The organism is Pseudomonas sp. FW305-7 (genome assembly GCF_058786735.1).
Window position 1 is genome coordinate 1 of record NZ_JBYSZA010000066.1, and the last position, 1,746, is coordinate 1,746.

Annotated in this window: 2 protein-coding genes; both read left to right on the forward strand. The window is 59.6% G+C overall.

Translation table 11 applies throughout. The features are described from left to right. Positions 1-751, forward strand: a 751-nt coding sequence (locus AC3WMT_RS30815; RefSeq protein ID WP_103307429.1) for an ABC transporter permease subunit, incomplete at its 5' end; no start/stop codon positions are given. Then, positions 748-1,638 (forward strand): ABC transporter permease subunit, encoded by an 891-nt coding sequence (locus tag AC3WMT_RS30820; RefSeq protein ID WP_103307430.1) that lies wholly within the window; start codon positions 748-750, stop codon positions 1,636-1,638. The genes AC3WMT_RS30815 and AC3WMT_RS30820, both read left to right, overlap by 4 nt. Positions 1,639-1,746 lie beyond the last annotated feature (108 nt).

Here is a 1,746-nt window from a genome sequence, read left to right on the forward strand (position 1 = left end):
GATCTACACGTTTGCCGAGCAGAAGCTGCAACTGCTGCTGAACCTCGGCAACTACGCGATGCTCGGCGACGACGAGTTGTACATCGCCGCGTACCTCGGCTCGCTGAAGATGGCGCTGATCAGCACCGTGCTGTGTCTGCTGATCGGCTACCCGATGGCCTATGCCATCGCCAGTGCCCGTAAAGAGCTGCAAACGGTGCTGGTGCTGCTGATCATGATGCCCACCTGGACCGCGATCCTGATCCGCGTGTATGCGTGGATGGGCATCCTCAGCAACAACGGTCTGCTCAACGGTTTTCTGATGAGCATGGGTTTCATCGACGAGCCGCTGCAGATCCTCAACACCAACCTCGCGGTGTACATCGGCGTGGTCTATTCGTACCTGCCGTTCATGATCCTGCCGCTCTACGCCAACCTGGTGAAGCACGACAACAGTCTGCTGGAAGCGGCGTCGGACCTCGGTTCGAGCACCTTCAACAGCTTCTGGAAAATCACTATTCCGCTGTCCAAGAACGGGATCATTGCCGGCTGCATGCTGGTGTTCATTCCGGTGGTGGGCGAGTTCGTGATCCCGGAACTGCTCGGCGGCCCGGAAACCCTGATGATCGGTAAAGTGCTCTGGCAAGAGTTCTTCAACAACCGAGACTGGCCGGTGGCGTCTGCCTTGGCAGTGGTGATGCTGGCGATCCTGATTGTGCCGATCATTCTGTTCAACCGCAGTCAGGCCAAGGAAATGGAGGGTAAAGAATGAAGCGCATCCGTTTCTCCAGCCTGATGCTGGTCCTGGGTTTGTTGTTTATTTATCTGCCGATGCTGATCCTGGTGATCTACTCGTTCAACGCCTCGAAACTGGTGACGGTGTGGGGCGGCTGGTCGATCAAGTGGTACGTCGGCCTGCTCGACAACACCCAACTGATGGGCTCGGTGGTGCGCTCGCTGGAAATCGCCTGCTACACCGCCGTCGCTGCGGTGGCACTGGGTACCCTGGCGGCGTTCGTGCTGACGCGCATCACCCACTTCAAGGGCCGCACGCTGTTCGGCGGTCTGGTGACGGCGCCATTGGTAATGCCGGAAGTGATCACCGGTCTGTCCCTGTTGCTGCTGTTCGTAGCCATGGCGCAGATGATCGGCTGGCCGCAGGAGCGTGGCATTGTCACCATCTGGATCGCCCACACGACGTTCTGTGCGGCGTACGTGGCGGTGGTGGTGTCGGCGCGTCTGCGTGAGCTGGACCTGTCGATCGAAGAAGCGGCGATGGATCTGGGGGCGCGGCCGTGGAAGGTGTTCTTCCTGATCACCATCCCGATGATTGCGCCATCGCTGGCGGCGGGCGGGATGATGTCGTTCGCGCTGTCGCTGGATGACCTGGTACTGGCGAGCTTCGTCTCCGGTCCGGGTTCGACGACCCTGCCGATGGAAGTGTTCTCGGCGGTGCGTCTGGGCGTGAAGCCTGAGATCAACGCGGTGGCGAGCCTGATTCTGCTGGCGGTGTCGATCGTGACCTTCATGGTCTGGTTCTTCAGCCGCCGCGCTGAAGAAGCACGCAAGAAAGCCATCCAGCAAGCCATCGAAGAAAGCGCTGCCGATTCGTGGAAGCAACCGGACGTGCGTCGCGCACCGGCGCCGGAAGCGGCGTAAGCCAGTTGGGTTGATCATAAAACTGTGATCAACCCAAATACCTGTGGGAGCGGGCTTGCCCGCGATAGCGGTCTGACATTCAACATTGATGTTGAATGTGCTGACGTC